The organism is Paraburkholderia sp. D1E, from assembly GCF_052682275.1.
Genome location: NZ_JBQYMB010000001.1, coordinates 2,133,752 through 2,150,360, shown reverse-complemented (window position 1 = coordinate 2,150,360; position 16,609 = coordinate 2,133,752). Strand labels below are relative to the sequence as shown.

At 59.3% G+C, this 16,609-nt stretch carries 18 protein-coding genes; 6 read left to right on the top strand and 12 right to left on the bottom strand.

Annotated elements, in window-relative coordinates:
- The first annotated feature begins 29 nt into the window (after nucleotides 1-29).
- Nucleotides 30-413: a hypothetical protein gene (locus ACUN0E_RS09810; protein WP_408227694.1), complete on the top strand. Its 384-nt coding sequence runs from the start codon at nucleotides 30-32 to the stop codon at nucleotides 411-413.
- A 46-nt stretch (nucleotides 414-459) separates the two neighbouring features.
- Here ACUN0E_RS09810 and ACUN0E_RS09805 read toward each other — a convergent pair whose 3' ends face one another.
- The 10 genes from ACUN0E_RS09805 to ACUN0E_RS09760 all read right to left on the bottom strand — a co-directional run bounded on the left by ACUN0E_RS09805 (nucleotide 460) and on the right by ACUN0E_RS09760 (nucleotide 9,956).
- Nucleotides 460-912 (bottom strand): hypothetical protein, encoded by a 453-nt coding sequence (locus tag ACUN0E_RS09805; protein WP_408227691.1) that lies wholly within the window; start codon nucleotides 910-912, stop codon nucleotides 460-462.
- 77 nt (nucleotides 913-989) lie between these two features.
- On the bottom strand, nucleotides 990-2,288 hold the full coding sequence (locus ACUN0E_RS09800) for an L-fuconate dehydratase (RefSeq protein WP_408227688.1): 1,299 nt from the start codon (nucleotides 2,286-2,288) through the stop codon (nucleotides 990-992).
- A 109-nt stretch (nucleotides 2,289-2,397) separates the two neighbouring features.
- Nucleotides 2,398-3,339, bottom strand: a complete 942-nt coding sequence (locus ACUN0E_RS09795; protein ID WP_445566453.1) for an ABC transporter substrate-binding protein — start codon at nucleotides 3,337-3,339, stop codon at nucleotides 2,398-2,400.
- A 108-nt stretch (nucleotides 3,340-3,447) separates the two neighbouring features.
- Entirely contained in the window at nucleotides 3,448-4,473 is a 1,026-nt protein-coding gene (locus ACUN0E_RS09790) for an ABC transporter permease (protein WP_408227685.1), read from the bottom strand.
- A gap of 24 nt (nucleotides 4,474-4,497) precedes the next feature.
- Nucleotides 4,498-6,009, bottom strand: coding sequence for a sugar ABC transporter ATP-binding protein (locus ACUN0E_RS09785; RefSeq protein ID WP_445566452.1), 1,512 nt, complete (start codon nucleotides 6,007-6,009; stop codon nucleotides 4,498-4,500).
- Between the two features lie 304 nt (nucleotides 6,010-6,313).
- Complete coding sequence (locus ACUN0E_RS09780; RefSeq protein WP_445566451.1) at nucleotides 6,314-6,955, bottom strand: DsbA family oxidoreductase; 642 nt, start codon at nucleotides 6,953-6,955, stop codon at nucleotides 6,314-6,316.
- Nucleotides 6,956-7,093: 138 nt separating this feature from the next.
- On the bottom strand, nucleotides 7,094-7,576 hold the full coding sequence (locus tag ACUN0E_RS09775; protein WP_445566450.1) for a cupin domain-containing protein: 483 nt from the start codon (nucleotides 7,574-7,576) through the stop codon (nucleotides 7,094-7,096).
- Nucleotides 7,577-7,672: 96 nt separating this feature from the next.
- Nucleotides 7,673-8,077 (bottom strand): cupin domain-containing protein, encoded by a 405-nt coding sequence (locus tag ACUN0E_RS09770; protein ID WP_408508311.1) that lies wholly within the window; start codon nucleotides 8,075-8,077, stop codon nucleotides 7,673-7,675.
- Nucleotides 8,078-8,092: 15 nt separating this feature from the next.
- A complete protein-coding gene (gene ampC / locus ACUN0E_RS09765; protein WP_445566449.1) occupies nucleotides 8,093-9,262 on the bottom strand; it encodes a class C beta-lactamase in 1,170 nt (389 codons plus the stop codon).
- 184 nt (nucleotides 9,263-9,446) lie between these two features.
- A complete protein-coding gene (locus ACUN0E_RS09760) occupies nucleotides 9,447-9,956 on the bottom strand; it encodes a DUF1993 domain-containing protein (protein WP_408227667.1) in 510 nt (169 codons plus the stop codon).
- Nucleotides 9,957-10,330: 374 nt separating this feature from the next.
- Between ACUN0E_RS09760 and ACUN0E_RS09755 the strand changes: the two genes are divergently transcribed.
- From ACUN0E_RS09755 to ACUN0E_RS09740, 4 genes are all read left to right on the top strand, one after another.
- Nucleotides 10,331-11,191 carry a class I SAM-dependent methyltransferase gene (locus ACUN0E_RS09755; RefSeq protein ID WP_445566448.1) on the top strand — a complete coding sequence of 287 codons (861 nt, stop codon included), beginning with the start codon at nucleotides 10,331-10,333 and terminating at the stop codon, nucleotides 11,189-11,191.
- Between the two features lie 66 nt (nucleotides 11,192-11,257).
- The gene (locus ACUN0E_RS09750; RefSeq protein WP_445566447.1) at nucleotides 11,258-12,340 is read left to right on the top strand and encodes a sensor histidine kinase; all 1,083 of its coding nucleotides are present in this window, start codon (nucleotides 11,258-11,260) and stop codon (nucleotides 12,338-12,340) included.
- Nucleotides 12,328-13,032 (top strand): LytR/AlgR family response regulator transcription factor, encoded by a 705-nt coding sequence (locus tag ACUN0E_RS09745; RefSeq protein WP_445566446.1) that lies wholly within the window; start codon nucleotides 12,328-12,330, stop codon nucleotides 13,030-13,032. The genes ACUN0E_RS09750 and ACUN0E_RS09745 overlap by 13 nt, the downstream gene beginning before the upstream one ends.
- Nucleotides 13,033-13,141: 109 nt before the next feature.
- Nucleotides 13,142-14,053 (top strand): sterol desaturase family protein, encoded by a 912-nt coding sequence (locus tag ACUN0E_RS09740; protein ID WP_445566445.1) that lies wholly within the window; start codon nucleotides 13,142-13,144, stop codon nucleotides 14,051-14,053.
- 38 nt (nucleotides 14,054-14,091) lie between these two features.
- On the opposite strand, the gene ACUN0E_RS09735 is transcribed toward ACUN0E_RS09740, so the two are convergent.
- Together ACUN0E_RS09735 and ACUN0E_RS09730 are read right to left on the bottom strand one after the other, a co-directional pair.
- On the bottom strand, nucleotides 14,092-14,478 hold the full coding sequence (locus ACUN0E_RS09735; protein ID WP_445566444.1) for an ester cyclase: 387 nt from the start codon (nucleotides 14,476-14,478) through the stop codon (nucleotides 14,092-14,094).
- A gap of 154 nt (nucleotides 14,479-14,632) precedes the next feature.
- The gene (locus ACUN0E_RS09730; RefSeq protein WP_445566443.1) at nucleotides 14,633-15,412 is read right to left on the bottom strand and encodes an SDR family NAD(P)-dependent oxidoreductase; all 780 of its coding nucleotides are present in this window, start codon (nucleotides 15,410-15,412) and stop codon (nucleotides 14,633-14,635) included.
- A gap of 159 nt (nucleotides 15,413-15,571) precedes the next feature.
- Between ACUN0E_RS09730 and ACUN0E_RS09725 the strand changes: the two genes are divergently transcribed.
- On the top strand, nucleotides 15,572-16,465 hold the full coding sequence (locus ACUN0E_RS09725) for an AraC family transcriptional regulator (protein ID WP_445566442.1): 894 nt from the start codon (nucleotides 15,572-15,574) through the stop codon (nucleotides 16,463-16,465).
- Nucleotides 16,466-16,609: the final 144 nt, after the last annotated feature.

Sequence of the window (16,609 nt, the reverse complement as noted above, 5' to 3'; positions counted from 1 at the left end):
ATTTCCTGCAAACAACTCCGGAGACTGGTATGCCGTTCATCTGCGAAAACGTTGAATGCCGCGCCGTGCTGGCCCGCGGGCAGGTCAAATCCATTCACGAGAACGAGGGATGGTGCTTCTACTGTCCAGACTGCAAAACAAGGAACGCGTTAAACGATACCGGCGTGCCGGGCGGCCCTGTCGAGTTGATCCAGCCGGAGAGATCCGATCTCCCACACAAAGTCATTGCAACTGCTCGACCCTTGGAGGACGGCAGGTATGCGGCGCAATTACGCGTGCAAAGGGCGCTCGGTATGAAAGGGACTTACGCGGTCGAAGAAAATTGGGAACAGCTCGGTGTATTCCCAGACCCGCACGAGGCCGTCGCGCATGCGAAGTCCATTGCGGCAGACCTGCTGGACCGGAAGGCATAGTCCCGCACGGAGCGCCGGCTCAGCCGTGCGCTCCATGCGTGAATCTTTAAGCTTCGGCCGGAGCGAGCTTGACGAATAGTCGGGCCGCTTCGTTGCCGTGAGACAAAGCGCGCAGTGCAAGGGAGAGCGCTAGCTGCGCGTCGTGGGCGACTGCGCTGCGGTCCTGATCGAAGAGCTTGACCGCGTGGCGCATATGCTGCGCCGCCTGATCGTGAAGCTCCGCTGCCGCTGTGTGATGTTTTGCCGCTTCGCTGCTGGTGCCTGGACCGGTTGATGCAGGCGTTGCCTGTGGTGTACTGGCGCTGTGTGCACCCGCAGCGTGTGCCTGATCGATCGCGTGTAACGTGTGGCCGTGAGCCACCATCGCCTGGTGTGCGGCATGGGCATAGTCTTTACCGGCCTCGAAATGCCGCGCCGCCCCGCGGTGATATTGCGCTGCCTGCTCGTGATGTGACGCCGCGGCTTCAAGATGTTCTTTTTTGCTGTGCTTCGTACTCATACCGGCTCCTGTAAAACTGTTGGACTTACTCCGATGATGGTTTGCGCATCATCCGGTGCAGGCGAAATCAAACGCCCTCAAACCCGCCACGCCGGCCCATCAGGAAAGTCATACTGATCGAGCGACGCCGCATGCATTTCAATGCTGTAGCCAGAACGTTGCGGCGGCATATAACGGCCATTCCGGATCACGACAGGATCGACAAAATGTTCATGCAGATGATCCACGTATTCGAGCACCCGGTTTTCTAGCGACGCCGACACGCAGATATAGTCAAAAAGCGAAATGTGCTGCACGTACTCGCACAAACCGACGCCGCCCGCGTGCGGGCACACGGGCACGCCGAACTTAGCCGCCATCAACAGGACGACGATTACCTCGTTCAGACCGCCCAGACGGCAGCTATCAACCTGACAGAAGTCGATTGCATGCGCCTGCAGCAACTGCTTGAACATCACGCGGTTATGGCAGTGCTCGCCCGTCGCCACGCCGATTGGATGAATCCGCTGGCGGATGGCCGCATGGCCGAGAATGTCGTCGGGACTCGTGGGTTCCTCGATCCACCACGGATCGAATTGCGCCAGGCGCCGCATATTCGCAACCGCTTCATCGACATCCCACACCTGGTTCGCATCCATCATCAGCTTGCGGTTCTCGCCGATTTCTTCACGCAGAATCCGGGCTCGGCGCATATCTTCTTCGAGATTGCCGCCCACCTTCTGCTTGAAATGCGTCCAGCCTTGCGCGACGCCTTCACGGGCGAGCCGGCGGATCTTGTCGTCGTCGTAGCCGAGCCAGCCGGCCGAAGTCGTGTAGGCCGGATAGCCGTGCGCGAGCATGTCCTTTTCGCGCTCGCCCCGGGTCTTCGCATGGCGGTGCAACATGGCGATAGCTTCTTGCGGCGTGATCGCATCGGTCACATAGCGGAAGTCGAGACACCGTACGAGTTCTTCCGGGCTCATGTCGACGAGCAGCTTCCACACCGGCTTGTCTTCCGCTTTTGCCCACAGGTCCCAGACCGCATTCACGACAGCCGCCGTCGCCAGATGAATGGCGCCCTTGTCCGGGCCGATCCAGCGCAGCTGGCTGTCTGACGTCAGCGTGCGCCAGAAAGCGCCCATGTTCGCTGCGATATCCTCGAGCGTTTTGCCGACGACGAGGGCGCTAAGCGCGTGTACCGCACTCACGCATATCTCGTTGCCGCGTCCGATGGTGAACGTGAGGCCGTGGCCTGTCAGCGCCTGCGGCGAATCGGTTTCGAGCGTCACATAGGTGGCGGAGTAATCCGGCGCGGCGTTCATCGCGTCAGAGCCGTCGAGTGAACGCGAAGTAGGAAACCGGATGTCCCGGACGGACAGCTTGGTGATCGTGGGCATTGAACCCTCTCCTCTACGACAGCTATCGACTTCTGCCTATCAGCAAAGAGGGTCGCGGCATCGAAAGACGCCGCGACCCTTCCTCTCTCGCCGCGCCTTGTGGCGACGCTCAATCGTAGAGCACGGCGGCGATCTTGGGATCGCTCATATTGCTCTTGTCATACCAGTAGAAGCCCGTGTCGACTTTCTTGGGCAGCTTCTCGCCCTTCAACGCCTTCACCGCGGAGTCGACGACGCATTTGCCGATGCCGACCGGGTTCTGCGTAATGGCACCGGCCATCAACCCCGAATTGATGTCGTCCTTTTGCTCCTTGCCGGAGTCGTAGCCAATCAGGACGAGTTTCTTGCCCGATTCCTTGACGCCGATCGCGGCCCCTTCGGCCGAGCCTTCATTCGAGCCGAAAATGCCCTTGAGATTGGGATTGGCCTGGATCATCGTCTTGGCGATTTCCGCCGACTTCAAATGGTCGCCGCCGCCATACTGGACTGAGACGATCTTGATGTTCGGGTGCTTCGCTTTCATCTCATTCAGGAAGCCGTCGCGGCGATCGATGCCGGTGCGGCTCGTCTGGTCGTGCACGACCAGCCCGACTTCACCGGAATTGCCGATCGCCTCGGCCATCTTGTCGGCAGCGAGTGCGGCTGCGGCAAGGTTGTCGGTCGCACACGTGGTCAGCGGAATGTCGCTGTCCACGCCGGAGTCGAAGGCGATGACCGGTATCTTCGCGGCCTGCGCCCGCTTCAACAACGGAATGGCCGCTTTGCTGTCGAGCGCGGCGATGCCGAGCGCCTGGGGTTTCTTGGCGAGCGCGGCCGAGAGCATGTCGATCTGTTTATCGACCATAGCCTCGGTTTCCGGACCCTCGAAGGTAATCCTGACGTTGTGCTCCTTGGCCGACTGTTCCGCACCGGCTTTGACGGCCTGCCAGAACTGGTGCTGGAAGCCCTTCGAGATGAGCGGGATGTAGACGTCTTGCGCGTACGTAACACTCGTCCCACCAATGAGCGCGCCAACGCCGACCACGACACTGATTAGTCTTCTGTTCAACATGGGGTTTCTCCTCCTAAGTTGGCTATCAACCTTCAGCCGTTGTGGGAGCCTTTGGCGCTCCCTTTTCTTGATCTTGTTCCGCGCAACATCAGCCTTCGTCGAACTTCGTCAGCTTTTCCTACGCCGCAAAATATCGGCATAGACGGCGAGAATGATGATGAGGCCGGTCACCACGATCTGCCATTCCTGAGCGACGGACATGATGCGCAGGCCGTTGGTCAGCACGCTCATGATGAAAGCGCCGATGATCGTGCCCAGAATCGTGCCCGATCCACCGCTGAGCGAGGTCCCGCCGATGACCACGGCCGCGATCGCTTCGAGTTCGTAACCTTGACCTAGCGCCGGCTGGGCCGAATTCAGACGCGAGGCAATAAGCAGCCCGGCGATGCCGCAAATTGCCCCGGCGAGGCCGTAAATGGCGATCTTCCACCGATCGACATTCACGCCGGAAAGGCGGACGGCTTCTTCGTTGCTGCCGAGCGCAAAGGTGTAGCGGCCGAGCGCCGTGCGATTGAGCGTGATCGAACTCACAACCGCAAGGAAAAATAGAATCAGGACCGCGTTTGGCACAGGCAGACTCGGCAGCAGATAGCCGATCAGCGAATCCTGAGAGATCCGGTAGAAGTTTTCGGTGTCGCTGAAATAGATCGGCTTGTCCGCCGAGACAACGAGCGACAGCCCTTTTAGCAGCAGCATCATGCCTAAGGTGGCAATGAACGGCGGTATTTTCATTTTCGCCGTGAGGGTTCCCGAAATACTTCCGCAAATCGCGCCGGTCCCAATCGCCGCCACGACGCCGGTCCACATCGGCAAATGCCAGTAGGTCAGAAACACGCCGCAAATGACCGCCGTGAAGGTCATCAACGTGCCGACGGACAAATCGATGCCTCCGGTGATGATGACAAACGTGCAGGCAATCGCAAGAACGCCGTTGACCGCCGTCGCCTGCAGAATCCCGAGCATATTGTCCATCTGCATGAACGCGGGAGACGCGAAGCTGAAAAAGACCAGCAGCAGGATCAGGCTCCCGAAGGCGAGCAGCTTTTGCAGCGCGGTCGGCGTGAAAACGCGGGCTCTAAGGCCGGACAAGCGTCCCTCGTTAGCGAGCGCCGAAGTATCCGATGGCAGTGTCATAAACTGAACGTCTCCTCTTCAGGCTCACGCCGCTTTCAAGGTTTCACGCTGCGTCGCCAGTTGCATGATGCGCTCCTGCGTCGCCTCCGTCGCGAGCAGTTCGCCGGTGATGCGCCCCTCGCACATCACAACGATCCGGTCGCTCATGCGCAAGATTTCCGGCAGCTCAGAGGAGATCATCACGATCGCCTTGCCTTGCTCGGCAAGTGCGCGCAGCAGTTTGTAGATTTCGCTCTTGGCGCCGACGTCGATACCGCGCGTTGGCTCATCGAAAAACAGCACATCGCAGTCGCGTTCGAGCCATTTCGCAATGACTATTTTCTGCTGATTGCCCCCCGAAAGAAGCCGCACCTCCTGCGCCGCGGAGGGCGTACGAATGGCGAGCAGACTGATGAATTGGGAGGCCGTCCGGCGTATCTGGGCGCGGCGCAAGAAAAAATTGAGCGACAGAAACTTGCGCAAGTTAGACATCACGATGTTCGATTCGACGCTCATTCCAGTTGCGAGGCCGAAGCGCTTACGGTCTTCCGAGAGATAGCCGATGCCGCGCGCGACCGCATCGCTCGGATTCCTGATCGTCACCTTCGCCCCTCTCACGACAATCTGGCCGGACTCAATCGGATCGGCGCCGAACACCGCGCGGGCGACCTCCGTACGGCCGGCGCCCATCAAACCGGCAAAGCCCAATATCTCGCCTTTGCGCAGCGCGAAGCTGACGTCTCTGACCAGCGGTCCGGCATTCAGATTTTTGACTTCGAGTGCGACCTCGCCTTTGCCTGCCTCGTTGCGGGAAGGCGCTGCGTCAGTCAAGGTTCGCCCGACCATCATGCCGATAATCGCTTCGACGCTGGTGTCCCCAGCGGTGACCGTGGCCACATATTCCCCGTCACGCAACACGGTGACGCGGTCGGCAATCTGCTTCAGCTCGTCCATCTTGTGTGAGATGTAGACGATCCCCACACCCCGGCTCTTCAGCTCACGAATGATGCGGAAGAGCTCGGCGATCTCGGCGTCGTTAAGCGCCGAAGTAGGCTCGTCCATGATCAGAACGCGCGAGTCGAAGGACAAGGCCTTGGCAATCTCGACCATCTGCTGCCTGGCAACGGTAAGGGTGCTGACCACCGCGCGCGGGTCGAGATTCACATGCATGCGGGCAAGAATGTCGCGCGCTTGCGCATTGAGTTTGTCTTCGTCGAGGAACAAGCCGAGGCGTCCGCGCGGCTCACGGCCGATAAACATATTCTGGGCGACAGTCAGATGATTCATCAATTGGAGTTCCTGATGAATGATGCCGACGCCCAAGGTCTGCGCCTCGCGCGGGCTCAAGAACTCGACCGGCTGACCCTCATAGAGGATTTCGCCCGTATCCCGGGTGTAAACGCCGGCGAGGATTTTCATCAGCGTCGACTTGCCGGCGCCATTCTCGCCCATCAGCGCGTGGACCTCACCCGCCATGAGTTCGAACTGGACTTCGTGAAGCGCCCTCACGCCGGGAAAGCTCTTGTTGAGCCTTTTGACGGAAATGAGGGGGGTCATGGCGTGGATTGAACGACAATTTCGCAACCGCCGCTGGCCTCATTGCGAGGAGCGGGTCGAAAAAGCGTTGGGCGCCGCTGCACCGGGTGTCGCCGGGTATTGCGGCTGGAATCGCGGCTGAAATCGTAACGAGAAGCCAGACACATTGCTGGGCCCCCAAACCGATGTGCCACGATTTTACGCTGCTGGAAGGCAGCGGCTCAATTAGGCATTCCCTGGTATCGTCAGGCAAATGTTGCGGGATTCAGTATGCGGTCAATGAACCCCGCTCCTCATCTGCCGATGCGATAGCCCCAACGCCGCACTACGCTTCGGCCAGAATCTGCTGGATGACCTGCTCGAAAGTTTCCACGGGTTGTCCGCCGCTCACCAGATAGCGGCCGTTAAAGATGATCGCCGGCACCGACTGGATGCCCTTGGCCTGGTATTCCCGTTCTTCCGCACGAACCTCGTCGGCATACTCTCCGTTTCGCAGCACCCTGCCCGCCTCCGCGGCGTCGAGCCCCACGGATCGGGCCGCGTCGACCAGGACTTCGTGATTGCTCGGGTCTTTGCCCTCGGAATGATAGGCCCGCAGCAGCGCCAGTTTGAGTGGCAACTGCTTGCCCTCGATGCCGGCCCAATGCATCAGACGGTGCGCATCGAAGGTGTTATAGACGTGCGCACGCGGGCCGAAGGTAAAGCCGACGCTTGCCCCACGCTCGCGGATCATCGCTTGCGTTTCGGCGATCTGCGCCGGTGTGCGTCCGTATTTTTTGCCAAGATAATCGACAATGGCCTCGCCGTCCGGACCCATTTCCGGATTCAACTCGAAGGGATGTACCACTATCTGGGCATCGACCGCTTCGCCAAGACGCGATAGTGCAAGCTCGAGCGACGACAGGCCGATTGCACACCACGGGCATGCGATATCGGAGACGAAATCGATTGTGAGTTGTTGAGTCATAGCTTTCCTGACGAGAATAACCTGTGGCACGGCCGCCTCGTTGCGACAAAAAACGGCCCACAGAGTAGCCTAGCCTGAATCGCCAATATTTGCAGAGCCGCGCACCGGACGCACGCCGAAGCGGTCATCCGCGCTGCGTCAGTCCGGCATTCCGTTATGGTCGCCGAGCGGTCTGGCGGGCCAGTCGACCCAGCGATCCTTGCGGGTCAGCTCGTATGCTTCATTGACCGGGTAACGAATGCGGTTGTCGTCGCGCGGACGTTCGCCGACCACCATCAGCCTGACTTCGTCCTTCGTATTGTTGATGAAGGTGTGGCAGATTCCCGTGCCTGCCGGAAACGCCACGGAATTTCCTTCGGTAATGGAATGAAGCACGCCGTCGATCCAGACATCGGGCTTGCCTTCGAGCACATACACAAATTCCTGCTCGGTACTTTCGGCATGTGGATACGACGTCCGCCGGCCGGGCAGAAGCCTCACATGATGAATGCCAATGCGCGTGATGCCGAGTGCCTCGGAAAGCGGTGCGTCTAGCGCCATTTTCTCGGTATCGCCGCGATAGGAATGCGCATCCGGTTCTTCGAGTTCAGTCCAGTGCTTGATGAAATCGGGTCGGCTCATCGGTCATTCTCCTTCAGGAACCACGGTCGATAATAGCCGCTTGCACAAGGAACGCAACGCATTCGGTCCAGCAACGAAAACCCACGTCGACCCCAGTCATTCTGGCGCACGAATGTTGAATGGTTTTCCCGGCACCCAGGCCCAGGTCGCAATCACCTTCGCCCCCGCAGGACCCGCGGTAGTGACGTGAATGACATCGGCGGGCATCCGGTAGCTCTCACCCGCGTGAACGATGCGTGTTGGTTGACCATTGACCTGCACCGTCACCTCGCCCTCCAGCACATAAGCGACCTCAGGCCCGGTTGCTTTATGCCGCGGCTTCGAGGCGTTCGGAGGAAATTCGGCAATACCCATGCCCATTTCCCGATCGGTTCCTGGAATCGTGACCCGTTGCAAAACGACTGTGTCTTTCGCCGCCGGCGCGTTTTCGGCCGCTTCGACTGATGGTTGGACACACATGAGCGCCGAAAGAACAAGCGGAAGGTAGCGAGCGCTTTTCATCGAAGATGGTCCTGCTTATTGGCCGTCGTTGGCGAGTGACGTGAGAATCCGGTATGCCGCGGTGACCCGCTCATCAATCGGGAAATTCTTGTTGGCGAGAATGACGATCCCCAGCCGCTTCTGCGGAATAAACGCAATGTACGCGCCGAAGCCGTTAGTCGAGCCGGTTTTATTGATCCAGACGTCTTCACGAGGCGGCTGCGGCGGCGTGATTGCCGTAACCGGCGTTGCGTTGAAAATCATTGCCGACGAATTTCCATCCTGAAGCGTCTGCAGTTTGACGGGATAGGGATATTGCTCCCATATCAGGTCCTGGGTCATCGGCCCTGCCTTGAAGTACCCGGTGTGGGTATCTGTGATCGCGCGCTGGAGCTTCGGGTCGAGTTTGATCAGACTCATGTTGGCTTCCACAAAGCGGATCATGTCCGCAGCCGTGGTCCGGATGCCGTAGGCTTCATCAGACAGAACCCCGGGTGCCATTCTGATCGGCGCACCTTCTTTCGTGTAGCCCTGAGCGTAATCGCTCAATTTCCCAGCAGGAATGTTGATGTAGCTGTGCTTCATATCAAGCGCGGGAAACAGACGGCTTTCCATCAGCACGCTAAAGTCCTGACCCATGCTCTTCGCTGTTATGAGGCCAAGCGCGCCAATGCCGGGATTGGCATAAGTCCGAACCGTTCCAGGCGCATAGGTGGGCTGCCACTGCCTGAAATATTCCATCAACTGATCGTTGTTGCGGATGTTGTCGGGCACCTGCAAGGGGAGCCCTCCGGGCGTGTGCGTACCCAGATTGAGAAGGCTGACATTACCGAACTTGCTATTGCGCAGAGACGGGAGATACTTGCCCGGCTGATCCGACAAAGACAGATAGCCGCTTACCTGTGCATACGAGGCCAGCGTCGCCGTCAAAGTCTTGCTGACCGAACCCAGTTCGAACAAGGTGTCGCGCGTGACCGGCTGCCTGGTTTCGGTAGACGCCAGGCCGTAGTTGAATACGTAATGCTTGTCACCGTCGACGATGCCCACCGCCATGCCGGGAATACGATTGCTCGCCATGACCGGTTGTATGGCACGGTTCACTGCACTCGCGATTCTGTTTTGCTGATCGTCGGCCGCGTGGCTGACGGCCGCGGCCGCACAGGCAAAAAAAGTTGTTGCTATAAGGCTGATGGTTCTGAGCTTCATTTCCTGATCTGTCAATTTCGCGCAGGTGGGCGACGTTCGGGCGGGTTCGCTGAAAAAGGAGTATGCGTGCTCACAGATTCATCGACTATCGACGATATCTTGTCCGTGGCGAAAGAAAATCTTTCGCATAACACGCGATCTCCTCCCCCCGTTTGCCGTTAATTCCCCGCCCGCGCTTCGACGATCAGTAAGATCCCATATAGTCGCGCTTGCCGATATCGACGCCGTTGTGACGCACAATCGCGTAGGCCGTCGTAACGTGGAAAAAAAACTGCGGTAAACCGTAGTTTTGCAGATAGGCGCTGCCAACCAGCTTCTTCTCTTTCGGCGTGCCCGGACGCAGGACGATTTCCTTGCCCTCGCTACCTTCGAACTGGGCGGCCTCGAGCCCGCCGATGTACGTCAACGCCTTGGCGATAAGCGCCTGCAGGTCCGCAAACGTAACTTCGGTATCGGGCCACGACGGCACCTCGACGCCGGCCAGGCGCGAGCTGATACCTTTGGCGAAATCGGCCGCGATCTGTACCTGGCGCACGAGGGGAAACATGTCCGGGAACAGGCGCGCCTGCAGCAGCGCGTTCGGCTCGATGTTCTTTTCGGTGACGTGTGCTTCGGTTTTCTTCAGCACTTCGGACAATGCAGTCAGCATTTGCTTGAAAACTGGGACGGAGGCGCTGTAGATGGAACTCGTCATGATCACTCTTTCGGTCAATGTGGGATGCCGGCGCGGAAGATACCGCGTCGGCCGGTTTAATGTCTGTCTGGCGATAAAACGTGCTGGCGGTCAGGCAACAGACCTGAAGCGGGGGGAAGGTTACCATCGTCCTGGTTCGAACGTCTGCTCAATCCTGCCAGCGGATCCGGGCGCGGACATGGTTCGTCGCTGAGTTCGTGCAGGTGATATTCTTGCTGCTCACTGCATTTCTACACGCGGATGCACGTGTCAAACGATTCCCGATGTTCCCGATAGAACGCCAGGGGGCCGAAGCAACAACGCTTTCTTGCATCGCCCGGCACAGTACTGATAGATCGGCTTCAGACGAAGACGAACAAACAGGATTGAAAGTCATGAACGACAAGCAGGATGTGGCGCCAGACAGCACAGCAGCGCGAGTGGCCCTGTGGCGCGCGCTGCATGTCGAGGCCGATCCCCCGCCGCATGTGCTTGAAGACACAATCGGCCTTAAGCTACTCGCCCCGGACGAAAACTGGCGCAGCCGCGGGGACATGGACCCGCAGTTCACCCGTCCCTTCCGCGCTTCAATCGTGGCCCGTGCTCGCTTCATTGAGGACCTGGTCGTGGAACAGGCCGGCCACGGGCTGAGTCAGTACGTCATCCTCGGCGCGGGCCTTGACACCTTCGCACAGCGGCGGCCGGAGATCGCCTCCCGCCTCAGGGTGTTCGAGGTCGACCCGCCCGGTCCTCAGGCATGGAAGCGCGAGCGCCTGATCGAACTCGGTTTCGGCGTCCCGGACTGGCTGCGCTTCGTGCCGGTCGATTTCGAGGCAGGGGGAACCTGGCAGGACGGGCTCATGGCCGCCGGCTTCGACGAAAGCAGGCCGGCAATCGTGGTCTCCACGGGCGTCAGCATGTATCTCACCAAAGAAGCGAACGCAGCCACGCTGCGCCAGGTCGCGGCCCTCGCCCCAGGATCGACGCTCGCCATGACGTTCCTGCTTCCGCTGGAACTGGCGGACCCCGAGATACGTCCCGGGCTTGAGATGGCGGAAAAGGAGCCACGAGCCAGCGGCACACCGTTCCTCAGCTTCTTCACCCCGCCGGAGATCCTGGCGCTGGCCCACGAAGCGGGCTTTACGGAAGCACGGCACGTGTCAGCGGCCGATCTTACGCAGCGCTACTTCACGGGAAGAACAGATGATCTGCGTCCGCCAAACAATGCTGAGGAACTGCTGGTAGCCAATACATAGCTGCCGCATACTTTCCGGCATCGACATAAGCCCTGCGCCGGGGAAAAGCGCGAATGAGCCAGGTCAATGAACACCCGCTACCTCGTAGGCGACCCCAAATCACCAAGCCCGTGGCGACGCCTGCTATGGCTTTGGATCGCGTTCTGGCTGCTCATGCTGGCAGTGGGGATGCAGGAATCCTTGTGGACAGGCAAACTGCTTGTCTGGCAGCCGCTTGTCAACTACGGCTCGTCAGCGCTCGGCGCCACCGTGCTGGCTGCCGTGCAGAAGAGACGCGCGGACCGGTTCGACAGTTTTCTCAACCAGCCACTGCAATGGTTTCTCCGCGTCTGGGCATGGATGCCGCTGCAACTGGTCGTTTACGTCACTGCGGTGTATGCGTTGCGGATCGGCATCTACGCGCTCGCTGGCGTAAGGTTCCGGCACGGGCCGTGGGCCGAAGTGGCGGCTTACGAAGTGACGCAATTCGTGCTGTTCTACGCGTTGCTCGGGGGGGTTCAATTCGGCCTGCGTTCCTACAGAGCGTGGTCCGCCGAGCGGCTGCGCTCCGCACAGCAGGCAAACCTGGCACGGCAGGCACAACTTGCCCAGTTGACCCAGCAACTGCAGCCACATTTTCTCTTTAACGCGCTGAACACCATTTCATCGCTGATCCACAGCGATCCCGACACGGCCGACATGCTGCTCACCCGGCTCGCGACCTTGTTGCGCGCGGCCACCGACGCGAGCCAGCATCCCGAACAGTCACTGGCCGACGAACTGACGCTGCTTCACGCCTATGCGGACATCATGGTCCGGCGCTTCGCCGATCGGGTCCAGATTTCGTGGGAGGTCGATACCACTGCACAGACTTGCCGTGTCCCCACGCTCGGACTTCAGCCGCTGCTGGAGAACTGCTTCCGGCACGTCGTCGAGCGGCGCAGTGCGTTCACGCACATCGCGATACGCATACAGCGTATCGCGAGCCATCTGCAGATCGAGATTGAGGATGACGGAGATTTGCAGCACCTTCCTGTTAAGCGTGGTGTGGGCCTTGGTAATCTCGAGGACCGTTTGCACTCGTTGTACGGCACGCAGGCGAGTCTCGACTTGCGACTGCGACCGGGCGGTGGCCTGATCGCCAGGATGAGACTGCCGTGCGTGTGCTGATCGTCGACGATGAAGCGCTAGCACGCAGCAAACTGCTGCGCATGCTTCGGGCATTTCCCGACGTCGAAGTCATTGGTGAAGCTTCCGACGGTGCCGCGGCGCTGACGCTGGCCGCACAGCTACGGCCGGACGTGATCTTCCTCGACGTACAGATGCCCGAGATCGACGGTTTCGACGTGGCCGCGTCGCTGCCGGACGACGGTCCGGCGCTAGTGTTCGTGACCGCATTCGACCAGTATGCGTTGCGAGCATTCGACGCTCATGCAGCCGACTACCTGCTGAAACCTGTCGAACCGGAACGCCTGCAGCGCGCCGTGCAGCGCTTGCGCAAATCGGTCCGCGGCACGGCCCGCCCGAGCGTCGGCATGCCCGCCCATCTGATGATCGCCGAGCGAGGGCAAACGCATGTCGTGCGTTGCACCGATATCGAATGGCTGGAGGCCGCCGACAACTACGTCAACATCCATCTACCCGGGCAGAGCCTGCTGATACGCCGCACGCTCGCCGCCCTGCTCAATGACCTCGACCCGGCGTTTGTCCGTACACATCGCGGCGCTGCCGTGGCACTGGCCGCCGTGCTCACTGTGCGGCCACGGGGAAAGGGCGATGCCACCGTCGTTCTACGCAGCGGTGTCGAGGTGCCCTGCAGCCGGCAGCATCGGGAAACACTGATGCAACGCCTCCGGCAATAACGCAGATCGCGCAATCCACCCCGCCGCAGACCCATCTCGTCCCAGTTCGATTGCGAACCAGGGGGCGTCAAACTACGCTGGCTGGTATCACGATAGGGATGATCCAGTCATGGCTGCGTTGCTCACGATACTTAAGTTCGCTGTCGTCCTGGTCCTCGCCTCTTCATTAGCCGAGGCTCTGGTGCTTTCTGTCCGGCGTGGCTGGCGCGGCTACGACTGGAGGGCGGCCAGTATCTCGGTGGCCGACTATCTCGTTCGTGAGTATCCGTTGCAATGGTTGCTACCGCTTGCATTCTGGAGCGACTCAATGAACTGGTTCTGGCGGCACAGGCTCTGGACTTTACCGATGAACCATTGGAGCGGTTGGCTGGCGTGCTTCGTTGGCCAGGAGTTCTGCTATTACTGGTATCACCGTGCAGCCCACCGGACGCGCTGGTTCTGGTGCACCCACGCCGTCCACCATTCATCCAATGAACTCAACCTGGCCGCCGCGTACCGTATCGGTTGGACTGGCCGCCTTACCGGTTCGCTGCTGTTCTTCGTGCTCGCGCCGCTATTCGGTATGCCGCCCCAGATTGTGCTGATGCTGCTTTCGCTCAACCTGCTCTACCAGTTCTGGCTGCACGTAACCTGGGTTCCACGTCTTGGGCCGTTGGAATGGATTCTCAACACACCTTCCGCGCACCGTGTGCATCATGCGTCCAACATCGAATACCTCGATGGAAATTACGGCGGTGTGCTGATTGTGTTCGATCGACTATTCGGTACTTACATCGCAGAACGGCGCGACGTACCGTGTCGCTTCGGCCTGGTCCGGCCGACAACGACTTATAACCTGCTGGCCATCGAGTTCGATCACTGGCGCGCGCTGTGGCGCGATCTCCAGGCTGCCCGTTCCATCCGCGAGGTGTACGGCTATGTGGTCAAGCCGCCTGGCTGGCGGCCGGATAACACCGGGGAAACGACCGAAGATCTAAGACGCCGGGCAGATCCACCATCCTTCGGAGTGGAACAGCGATAAGGACTCGCATCGGTGTGAGAGATGCGGAATCTACTGTTCTAAAGCTGGGCTTCGATAGCCGCCTTGTCTATCACTGACCATACGTGCTCAATCTTTCCGCTCTGAAATTGATAGAACACGTTCTCGGTAAAGGACACTGTCTTCCCGTTTACGTTGAGGCCAAGGAATTTCCCCTTCGGCGTACAGGCGAAGGCCAGGCGGCTAGCGATATAAGGCGAATCGGAAACCAGCAGCTGAATGTTGAAATGGAGGTCTGGGATTTCACTGAAGTCTCTCTCCAGCATCTCGCGATAACCCGACAACCCGATCCGCTGACCGTTGTAGTACACGTCGTCATGAACAAACCGCCCCAGGTTTGGCCAGTCCTGTTTATTCAGGCAGGCAATGTAGTCTCGGTATACGTCGGAGAGGTCGGCTTTATTCATGGCGATTGCCCTATCCTTTTACAAGGTCCTGCAGCAATGTGGGATGAGTTGATATTCTGCAGCCAAGAATAGCACCTCGAAAATCGAATCGCTCCCCGCCGCCATGCCCAGCTTTTGGGAAATGAAGGAGCGGTTCACCGCCCCTCATTTCCGCCTAGATAACCATCCCGCCCGAGACTTCTATACGCTGGGCATTGACCCAGCGATTGTCTTCGGACAGCAGCGACGCGATCATGGGGCCGATGTCGTCGGGCAAGCCCGCACGGCCGAGCGCCGTCACCTCCGACACGCGCTTATTGATCTCGGGATTGTCGCGAACCATGCCGCCGCTGAAGTCCGTGGCGACTGCGCCTGGCGCGACGGTATTGACGGCGATTCGACGCGGACCGAGCTCCTTCGCCAGATAGCAAGTCAGAACCTCAACCGCGCCTTTCATAGACGCATAAGACGCACTACCCGGAAAAGCGACGCGGGTTAAGCCCGAGGAAATATTCACGATGCGGCCCCCGTCATTGATGAGCGGCAGCAGCTTCTGCGTCAGAAAAAATACGCCCTTGAAATGGACGTTGTAGAGACTGTCCAGCTCTTCCTCAGTTGTCGCGTCGAACGGCGCGTGATGCGAAATGCCGGCGTTGTTGACGAGGTAGTCAAACCGCACGGCGCCCAACTGGACAAGCGACGCCCGAACCTGCGCTACGAACGAGTCGAACGTGCTCACTTTCCCGGTATCGAGCGGCAATGCAATGGCGCTTTGCCCCTCCTCTGCCACCAGGTTCACGACCTTTTCGGCTTCTGCCTGATTGGAACGATACGTGAAGATGGAACTGACTCCGCGTTTCGCGAGGTGCAGCACGGTATTGCGGCCTAGGCCGCGACTGCCTCCTGTCACGATTGCGATCTTCGAGATGGCATCTGCTGATTTTCCTGCTGTCATTCCGCGCTCCACGTTAGGTGTGTAGCTGCAAGCTTATTCCGGCCGGTAGCGAGGCTGAATGCCCTAATTGCCCTACTTCTTGCCTAATCCTGCCCGGGCCTCTACCTCGCGACACGACACGCTGTAACATGAAGGAACGCGGGCGTGGAGAAATTTCATATGTCAAATGCCTTGATCGAAGGCGTCAAACGCTATACCCACAAGCAAGCCGGGAGGGAGAGCCCGTTCGTGACCGCCATCGAAGGTTTAACCATCCTCCGCTCGGATCATGAAAAACATCCCGCTCATCTGATCATGAAGCCAGCGCTCTGTGTCGTCGCGCAAGGTGCCAAGTGGACGACATTCGGTGACAGGCGGTACGACTACAGGGCAGGACAAGCCCTGGTCGTCAGCGTCGAGATGCCGGCCTTCAGCAGGGTGGCGAAAGCCAGCGCAGCCGAGCCCTACCTCGGTATTATTATTGAGTTCAATCTTGCCATCATGCGCGACGTCATGGCGTCTCTCGACACGCCACCTGCGCCGGAAGACAATTTCGGGCGCGGCGTTTTTGTCACCGACTTTGACGGCCCGCTCGCTGACTGCGTGCTTCGCATGGTGCGTCTCCTCGATACGCCTCAGGCTATTCCCATTCTCGCGCCGATGATCATGCGAGAGATCTGCTACTGGTTGCTAACGGGCCCTCACGGCAACGAGGTCGCCAAGGTCGTGCTGGCAAACAGCCATGTGCAGAGAGTCGTCACTGCCATCCATGCCTTACGGAACCAATTTGCTGAGACGGTACGCATCGAGGATCTGGCTGCCGTCGCGCAAATGAGTCCGTCGGCATTCCACAGGCAGTTCAAGGCGCTGACATCGATGACGCCGTTGCAATACCAGAAGCAGCTTCGCCTGCTTGAAGCGCGCCATCTGATGGTGGCCGGAATCGCCAACGCCGAAGCCGCGGCCTATCAGGTGGGCTATGAAAGCGCATCGCAATTCAGCCGTGAATATTCGCGCATGTTTGGAGCGCCACCTCGGCGTGACATAGCGACATTGAAAACTGCAACAGCCTAGCGTTCCGCCGACAAAGCCACCCGTAATAACGCGGCTCCCCCTCAACAACTGCCGCGCGCCACCGATAACACATATGGGGCTTCTGTGGATTGAATGTCTTCAATGATTCATGCGCTCAGGTGTAAGCTAGGCAAATTTCAAGAA

What these genes read in the sequence shown, in the direction of transcription:
- ACUN0E_RS09810 (WP_408227694.1), top strand. Translation starts at nt 30, where the DNA reads ATGCCGTTCATCTGCGAAAACGTTGAATGCCGCGCCGTGCTGGCCCGC.
- ACUN0E_RS09805 (WP_408227691.1), bottom strand. Translation starts at nt 912, where the DNA reads ATGAGTACGAAGCACAGCAAAAAAGAACATCTTGAAGCCGCGGCGTCA.
- ACUN0E_RS09800 (WP_408227688.1), bottom strand. Translation starts at nt 2,288, where the DNA reads ATGCCCACGATCACCAAGCTGTCCGTCCGGGACATCCGGTTTCCTACT.
- ACUN0E_RS09795 (WP_445566453.1), bottom strand. Translation starts at nt 3,339, where the DNA reads ATGTTGAACAGAAGACTAATCAGTGTCGTGGTCGGCGTTGGCGCGCTC.
- ACUN0E_RS09790 (WP_408227685.1), bottom strand. Translation starts at nt 4,473, where the DNA reads ATGACACTGCCATCGGATACTTCGGCGCTCGCTAACGAGGGACGCTTG.
- ACUN0E_RS09785 (WP_445566452.1), bottom strand. Translation starts at nt 6,009, where the DNA reads ATGACCCCCCTCATTTCCGTCAAAAGGCTCAACAAGAGCTTTCCCGGC.
- ACUN0E_RS09780 (WP_445566451.1), bottom strand. Translation starts at nt 6,955, where the DNA reads ATGACTCAACAACTCACAATCGATTTCGTCTCCGATATCGCATGCCCG.
- ACUN0E_RS09775 (WP_445566450.1), bottom strand. Translation starts at nt 7,576, where the DNA reads ATGAGCCGACCCGATTTCATCAAGCACTGGACTGAACTCGAAGAACCG.
- ACUN0E_RS09770 (WP_408508311.1), bottom strand. Translation starts at nt 8,077, where the DNA reads ATGAAAAGCGCTCGCTACCTTCCGCTTGTTCTTTCGGCGCTCATGTGT.
- ampC (WP_445566449.1), bottom strand. Translation starts at nt 9,262, where the DNA reads ATGAAGCTCAGAACCATCAGCCTTATAGCAACAACTTTTTTTGCCTGT.
- ACUN0E_RS09760 (WP_408227667.1), bottom strand. Translation starts at nt 9,956, where the DNA reads ATGACGAGTTCCATCTACAGCGCCTCCGTCCCAGTTTTCAAGCAAATG.
- ACUN0E_RS09755 (WP_445566448.1), top strand. Translation starts at nt 10,331, where the DNA reads ATGAACGACAAGCAGGATGTGGCGCCAGACAGCACAGCAGCGCGAGTG.
- ACUN0E_RS09750 (WP_445566447.1), top strand. Translation starts at nt 11,258, where the DNA reads ATGAACACCCGCTACCTCGTAGGCGACCCCAAATCACCAAGCCCGTGG.
- ACUN0E_RS09740 (WP_445566445.1), top strand. Translation starts at nt 13,142, where the DNA reads ATGGCTGCGTTGCTCACGATACTTAAGTTCGCTGTCGTCCTGGTCCTC.
- ACUN0E_RS09735 (WP_445566444.1), bottom strand. Translation starts at nt 14,478, where the DNA reads ATGAATAAAGCCGACCTCTCCGACGTATACCGAGACTACATTGCCTGC.
- ACUN0E_RS09730 (WP_445566443.1), bottom strand. Translation starts at nt 15,412, where the DNA reads ATGACAGCAGGAAAATCAGCAGATGCCATCTCGAAGATCGCAATCGTG.
- ACUN0E_RS09725 (WP_445566442.1), top strand. Translation starts at nt 15,572, where the DNA reads ATGTCAAATGCCTTGATCGAAGGCGTCAAACGCTATACCCACAAGCAA.